Genomic DNA, 6,492 nt, shown 5'->3' with positions numbered 1-6,492 from the left:
GGCCCCCGCCCCACCCGTACCCCCGCCCGCGGCGGCACCCGCACCCGTACCCGCCCCCGCGGAACCCAGCACCGACGAGCTCGTCCGCCGTCTCATCGGCCCCCTCGGCCGGCTGCTCCGCGCGGAACTGCGGCTCGACCGCGAGCGGGCCGGCGTACGGCTCGATCGCAGGCACTGACAGGCCGGCTACTCACAGACCAGCTACTCACAGACCAGGCTGAGAGACGGAAGGAGAGCGGACAGCGACATGGCCCGGCAACAGGATCCCGCCGTCAGCGTGTGCTTCATGGTCGAGATCGACAACATCAGCCTCGGCTCCTTCAACAGCTGCGAGGGCCTCGGCTGCGAGGTCGTCATGGAGCAGCGCGAAGAGGGCGGGAACAACGGATACGTCTGGCAACTCCCCACCCGGATCAAGTACTCCAACATCAAGCTGACCCGTCCGGTCACCCGCGACACCGAACTGGTCACCCGCTGGCTGTCCGGCATGCTCGGCGGGATACCCCGCAAAACCGCCCACATCAGCGCCATGACGCTCGACGGGACCGTCGTCGCCCGCTGGAGCCTGATGGACGTGGTTCCCGTGCGCTGGACCGGGCCCTCCCTCAACCCCGAGACCGTCAAGGTCGCCACCGAAACCCTGGAGATCGCCCACCACGGTTTCCTCAACGCGGGCCGATAGAGGAGGACTGCGGACATGTCCCTGCACCAGCCCGTCGCCTTCATCGCCTCGGCTTCCCCCGCCTCCGGCGGCTCCGGGCCCCGCCCCAAACTGGAGCGGGCCTGGCTGGAGTTGCGCGAACCGCCCGCCGACGGTGGGGCCGGCCCGGCCGGGCCGAGGATGGGGCGGATCGACTTCCAGTTCAACCCCAAGGAACTGAGCCTCGCCAAGTCCGCCCAGTGGGAGCGCAAGCCCGCCAAGGGCGCGGCCACCGCCGGCCCCGCCGAGTTCAAGGGACCCGGCGCCGCAAAGCTGACCCTGGAGATGTTCTTCGACGCGAGCGCCGACCAGGACGGCCGGGTGGTGGCGGCCGTGGAGAAGCTGCTCGCCTGCTGCGTGGCCACCCCGGAGACGCACCAGCAGAAGCAGGGCGTCCCGCCCTGGGTGATCCTGCGCTGGGGCGGACTCACCGGGTTCGTCGGCTACGTCAGCCAAGTGCAGGCGAAGTACACGCTGTTCACTCCCGGCGGGATCCCGATCCGCGCCGTCTGCCAGGTCACCCTGGAGGAACTCAGCGGACCCATGCCCGGCCAGAACCCCACCTCAGGGGCGCTCGCCGCACGCCGCGTGCACCGTGTGGTCACGGGGGACACCCTCGCGCTGCTCGCCTGGCGGGAGTACGGGGACGCGACCGCCTGGCGCCACATCGCCGAGGCCAACGGCATCGACGACCCGATGCGGTTGGAGCCCGGCACCGAACTGCTGCTTCCCGGTGCCGAGGAGCTGAACTGATCCATGGCCGGAGAGAGCTTCGTCAACAGCCTCGCCGTCGAGGTCGCCGGGCAGGCGCTGCCCGAGCCGGTCGCGCAGACGCTGGTGTCGGCGTACGTGGACGACAGCACCGAACTGCCCGACCTGTTCGTGCTGCGCTTCCGCGACCCCCACCATCTCGCCCTGCGTGCCGCCGGGTTCACCCTCGGCAGCCCCGTCAAACTCTTCGCGCGGGCCGCCGACGACCCGCAGCGCCAGCTCCTGGTCTCGGGGGAGGTCACGGCGGTCGAGATCGACCTCGACGCCACCGGCACCTTCACCGTCGTACGCGGCCTCGACCACGCGCACCGCTTCTTCCGGGGCCGCCGGGTCACCGGATACCGCCAGATGACCGCCTCCGACGTGGCCGTCCAGGTCGCCCGGCGGGCCGGACTTCCCGTCGGCTCCGTCGACACGACCAGCACCGTGTACGAGCACCTGGCGCAACCGGGCATCACCGACTGGGAGTTCCTGCACCGGCTGGCCGACCTCGCGGGAGCCGAGGTCGGCGTACTGGAGGGCCGCTTCTTCTTCCGGGTGCCGGCCAGGGCGGAGGCCGCGCCCGCCGCGTCCACCCGGCCCCAGGCGAGCCCGTACGTCCTGGAGTTCGGGCGGAACCTGCTCAGCTGCCACGCCTCGGTGACCGCGGCCGACCAGGTCCAGCAGGTGGAGGTGCGCGGCTGGGACGTCCAGGCGAAGGCGGCCGTCGTCGGCCGGGCCCCCGCGGGCCGCAGCGACCGGCTCGACCTCGGCCTGACCCCCCAGCAGGCGGCCGACGCCTTCGGCGACGCGCTGTTCCTGGCCACCGACACCCCGTACCGCACCCAGGCCGAGGCCGACCAGGCCGCGAAGTCCCTCGCCGCCGACCTCGCCGGTTCCTTCGCGGAGCTCGACGCCGTCGCGATGGGCATGCCGAGGCTGCGGGCGGGCACCGCCGTCACCCTCACCAACGTCGGGGCGCCCTTCGAGGGCAAGTACACGATCTCCGCGAGCCGCCACGTCTTCGACCCGCAGACCGGCTACCAGACCTGGCTCACGGTCGGCGGCCGCTCCAACCGCTCGCTCCACGGCCTCGCCTCCGGCGGCGGATCGGGCCCGGGCGGAGACCGGGGCCGGATCGGGGGCCTGGTCAACGCGACCGTGACCGACACCCGGGACCCCGAGGACCGGGGCCGGGTCAAACTGGCCTTCCCCTGGCTGGACGGGGAGTACGTGAGCGACTGGGCCCGGACCGCCGACCTCGGGGGCAAGGGAGGCGGCGGGATCTTCGGCCCCGAGGTGGGCGACGAGGTGCTCGTCGGCTTCGAACAGGGCCGCGTGGACCACCCGTACGTCATCGGCGGGCTCTACAACGGCCAGGACAAGCCCTCCGACCACGAGGCCCCGCTCGTCGACTCCACCAGCGGATCCACCAACCGCCGCTCCCTGGTGTCCCGTTCGGGAAACCGGCTGGAGCTGCTGGACTGCGCGCGCGGACCCAAGGGTGTGCGCCTGGCCACCGGCGACGGGAAGCTCACCCTCCACCTCGACCAGCAGAACACCTCCGTCACCGTGCACAGCGACGGAACCGTCGAGATCGAGGCCAAGGACAAGGTGACGGTGAAGGCGCAGCAGGGCATCGCGATGGACGCGGGCACCGGAAAGCTCGAACTCAAGGGCCAGTCGGTACAGATCACCGCCCAGGCCGGAGTGGAGGTCGACGGGGGTGCGGGCGCGCTGAAGCTCCGGACCAACGGCCAGGTCGACGTCAAGGGCACCACCGTCGCGGTCAACGGCCAGGCCAGCACCGAACTCAAGGGCGGCGCCAGCCTGTCGATCAGCGCCGCGCTCGTCCGCATCAACTAGCCGCCGGAACCGAGGAGATCAGCGATATGCCGCCAGCCGCACGCGTCGGGGACCCCACCGGCCATCCCGGGGTGATCGGGCCGCCCGGAGTGCCCACCGTCCTGATCGGCGGCATGCCGGCGGCCGTGGTGTCCACCCCGCACATCTGCTCCTTCCCGCCCCCCGCCGTCCACCCGCCCTCGGTCATCGCCCCGCCCGGCTGCCCGACCGTCCTCATCGGCGGTCTGCCCGCCGCCCGCATGGGCGACATGGCCGCGTGCGGCGCGCCGATCGTCATGGGCGCCCCCACCGTCCTGATCGGCGGGTGAACGGGCCGTGGGGGAGCAGTTCATCGGAGCCGGCTGGGCCTTCCCGCTGCGCACCGACGCGACCGGGGCCATCGCGCTGGTGCGCCGCGAGCAGGAGATCGAGGAGAGCATGCGGCTGATCCTGGGCACCGCGCCGGGGGAGCGCCCGATGCGCCCGCAGTTCGGCTGCGCCATCCACGACCACGTCTTCGCCCCGGCCGACGCGGCCACCGCCGCACAGATCGGCTACGAGGTGCGCACCGCGCTGGAGCGGTGGGAACCCAGGATCCGGCTCGTCGACGTGACCGTCAGCTTCGACGCCGTGGAGGCCGGCACCCTCTACATCGACATCAGCTACGCCCCGCGCGGCTCCAACACCCCCCGCAACCTGGTCTTCCCGTTCTACGTGATCCCCGCCCACGGCTCACCCGCGTCCACCACCGGCACCGGCATCGAAGGGAGCGGCGGCTGATGGCGCTGCCCCGTCCCAACCTCGACGACCGCCGCTTCCAGGACCTCGTGGACGAGGCCAAGCGGATGGTCCAGCAGCGCTGCCCGCAATGGAGCGACCACAACGTCTCCGACCCCGGGGTCACGCTCATCGAGGCCTTCGCCCACATGACCGACCAGTTGATCTACCGGCTCAACCGGGTGCCGGACAAGAACCACGTGGCCTTCCTCGACCTGATCGGGCTCACCCTCAACCCGCCCTCGGCGGCCCGTACCGACGTCACGTTCTGGCTGTCGGCACCCCAGCCCGAGACCGTCCGCATCCGCGAGGGCAGCGAGGTCGCCACCACGCGCACCGAGACCGACGAGGCGGTGATCTTCTCGACCGTACGGGAACTCGCGCTGGTCCCGGTCGAGTTGTCGGTCCTCGCCACCGGCACGGCCGAACCGGCCGCGGCCCCCGGCGGCGCCCTGTCCAAGGCGCCGGGAGGACCCGGCCCCGGCACCCCCGCGACCCCCGCCGTCCTGACCGACCGCGGCCCCGAGCTCGCCACCGGACGCGGAGTCCCCTGCTTCTCGCCCGTGCCCCGCCCGGGCGACGCCCTCTACTTCGGGCTCTCCGAGGCCGCGCCCTCCTGCGTGGTCGCGCTCCGCCTGGACTTCCCCGTCGCCGGCCACGGCATCGACCCCGAACGGCCCCCGCTCGCCTGGGAGGCGTGGACCGGCGAGGGCTGGACCCGCTGCGAGGTCGACCGCGACGGCACCGGCGGCTTCAACCGGCCCGGCGACGTGCTGATCCAGCTCCCCGACAACCACCTGGCCTCCGCCGAGGCCCGCCGCCGCGCCGGCTGGCTGCGCTGCGTGGTCGTCGCCCCGGCCGAAGGGCAGCGCACGTACTCGGCGGCCCCCTCCCTGCTCTCCGCCGAGGCCTTCACCATCGGCGGCACCGCGCCCGCCGTCCACGCCGAACAGGTCGGCGAGCAGCTCCTCGGAGTCTCCGAAGGCGTCCCCGGCCAGAGCTTCACCCTCGACCGGACCCCGGTGATCGCGGGCGGGCTGCCCTTCACCGTGGAGACCCACAGCCCCTCCGAAGGCTGGGTGGACTGGACCGAGGTCCCGCACTTCGGCGAATCGGGCCCCCGGTCCCGGCACATCGGCGTCGACCGGGCCACCGGCGAGATCACCTTCGGCCCCGCCGTGCGCGAGGCCGACGGCTCCCTGCGCCAGTACGGTGCCGTACCCGCCAAGGGCGTCCCGGTCCGCGCCCGCCCGTACCTGACCGGCGGCGGGCGGCGCGGCAACGTGGCCCGCCGCACCCTGAGCGTGCTGCGCAGCTCCATCCCCTACATCGCCCGCGTGGAGAACCGCCGCGCCGCCGGCGGCGGGGTCGACGGCGAGGACGTGGCCAACGCCCGCCTGCGCGGGGCCATGGAACTGCGCACCCGTGAACGGGCCGTCACCGCCGAGGACTTCGAGTACCTCACCCGGCAGGCCGCCCCCGAAGTCGCCCGCGTCCGCTGCGTCGAAGCCCCCGAGGCGGGCCCCGGCGGCGTGCGCGTGCTGCTCGTACCGGCCGCCGAGGACGACGGCGAAGGCCGCCTGGAATTCGCCCGGATGGCCTGCCCGCCCGAGCTACTCGCTTCCGTGTCGGCCCACTTGGACGCCCGGCGGATGCTCGGCACCCGGCTCGTCGTCGAACCGCCCTACTACCAGGGCGTCACCGTCGTCGCCGTCCTGCGCGCCGCCGACGGCATCCCGGCCGCCCGCGTCCAGCGGGCCGCGCTCGCCGCCCTCTACCGGCAGGTCAACCCACTGACCGGCGGACCCGACGGCGCCGGCTGGCCGTTCGGCCGGGCCGTGCACACCGGAGCCGTCTGGGCGGTCCTCGAACAGGTGCCCGGCGTCGAGTCGGTGGAGAGCGTACGGCTCTTCCCGGCCGACCTGGAGACCCGCCGGCGCGGGGAACCCGCCGACCGGATCGTCCTCGGCCCCGGCTCCCTCGCCTTCAGCTACGACCACCAGGTCAGGGTGGACCAGCGGTGAACCGGCGGCTGGTCCCCGGCCTGACCTCCCGGCACCCGCTCGGCGCCCAACTCCCCGCCGTGTACGCCGAGGACGACCTCGCCCAGCGCATCACCGAGAGCCTGGACGAGGTGATCGCACCCGTACTGGCCGTCCTCGACTGCCTGCCCGCGTACTTCGACCCGGGCCTGGCCCCCGCCGACTTCACCGCCCTCCTCGGCGCCTGGGTGGGAGCCGACGGGGACGTTCCGGGAGCCGTGGCCGCCCACGCCCGCCGCGGCACCGGGGCCGGCCTCGCCGAACAGGTCCGCCAGGTCTTCGGGTTCACCCCCGAGATCGAGGAGAGCGGAGCCGCCACCTGGTCCGCGACTCCCGGCGCCCCCCTGCCCGGCTCCGCGCAGCCGTACCTCCTGGTAC

The 6,492-nt window shown here is 73.4% G+C and carries 7 protein-coding genes; all 7 read left to right on the top strand.

The features are described from left to right. The first annotated feature begins 247 nt into the window (after positions 1-247). The gene (locus ACWGDE_RS34385) at positions 248-682 is read left to right on the top strand and encodes a phage tail protein (RefSeq protein WP_453392983.1); all 435 of its coding nucleotides are present in this window, start codon (positions 248-250) and stop codon (positions 680-682) included. A 15-nt stretch (positions 683-697) separates the two neighbouring features. Next, positions 698-1,453: a CIS tube protein gene (locus ACWGDE_RS34380; protein WP_453392982.1), complete on the top strand. Its 756-nt coding sequence runs from the start codon at positions 698-700 to the stop codon at positions 1,451-1,453. Between the two features lie 3 nt (positions 1,454-1,456). Continuing rightward, the gene (locus ACWGDE_RS34375; RefSeq protein ID WP_453392981.1) at positions 1,457-3,316 is read left to right on the top strand and encodes a VgrG-related protein; all 1,860 of its coding nucleotides are present in this window, start codon (positions 1,457-1,459) and stop codon (positions 3,314-3,316) included. 26 nt (positions 3,317-3,342) lie between these two features. Beyond that, positions 3,343-3,624: a PAAR domain-containing protein gene (locus tag ACWGDE_RS34370; protein ID WP_453392980.1), complete on the top strand. Its 282-nt coding sequence runs from the start codon at positions 3,343-3,345 to the stop codon at positions 3,622-3,624. A 7-nt stretch (positions 3,625-3,631) separates the two neighbouring features. Continuing rightward, complete coding sequence (locus ACWGDE_RS34365) at positions 3,632-4,075, top strand: GPW/gp25 family protein (protein WP_453392979.1); 444 nt, start codon at positions 3,632-3,634, stop codon at positions 4,073-4,075. Further along, positions 4,075-6,096: a putative baseplate assembly protein gene (locus ACWGDE_RS34360; RefSeq protein WP_453392978.1), complete on the top strand. Its 2,022-nt coding sequence runs from the start codon at positions 4,075-4,077 to the stop codon at positions 6,094-6,096. Before ACWGDE_RS34365 ends, ACWGDE_RS34360 begins: the two co-directional genes overlap by 1 nt. After that, a partial coding sequence (locus ACWGDE_RS34355; protein WP_453392977.1) for a phage tail protein occupies positions 6,093-6,492 on the top strand: 400 nt, incomplete at its 3' end. The genes ACWGDE_RS34360 and ACWGDE_RS34355, both read left to right, overlap by 4 nt.

This window comes from Streptomyces sp. NPDC054956, from assembly GCF_053609185.1.
The sequence above is the reverse complement of the archived record's forward strand: the minus strand, read 5'-3'. Positions and strand labels throughout refer to the sequence as shown.